This window comes from Citrobacter sp. EC_71 (genome assembly GCF_019584005.1).
Classification (GTDB): domain Bacteria; phylum Pseudomonadota; class Gammaproteobacteria; order Enterobacterales; family Enterobacteriaceae; genus Citrobacter; species Citrobacter werkmanii.
The window spans coordinates 1-360 of the sequence record NZ_VDAY01000080.1 but is presented as its reverse complement, the minus strand read 5'-3'; the positions used below and the strand labels follow the sequence as shown (position 1 = coordinate 360).

Sequence of the window (360 nt, the reverse complement as noted above, 5' to 3'; positions counted from 1 at the left end):
CACGGTGGTGTCCACGGTGATAGCCAGTGCGGTCGAGGTCGCGGTGTTCCCCGCGTCATCCGTCACCTGCACGGTGATGCTGTACTCCCCGTCCGCCAGTTGCGGGGCGGTAAAGCTCCACGTCCCGTCCGCCAGCGTCGCCGGGTAGTCGGTGCCGTTAATCAGCACCTGCACCTCCGTCACGTCGGCGTCGATATTGCCCAGCGTGAACGCCGGCGTGGTGTCGTTGGTGATATTGTCGGTCACGCTGCTGCCGCTGTCTGACGCCTCCGCCAGATCGAGGGTCGGAACGGACAGCGTGGTGTCCACGGTGAAGTCCAGTGAGGACGTCGCTGTATTGCCGGCAATATCGGTCACCGT

General features: G+C 64.4%; 1 protein-coding gene. It reads right to left on the bottom strand.

Annotated features, from left to right (window positions below; all coding sequences use genetic code 11):
* A partial coding sequence (locus FHD02_RS24085; RefSeq protein ID WP_220394389.1) for an Ig-like domain-containing protein occupies positions 1-360 on the bottom strand: 360 nt, incomplete at both ends.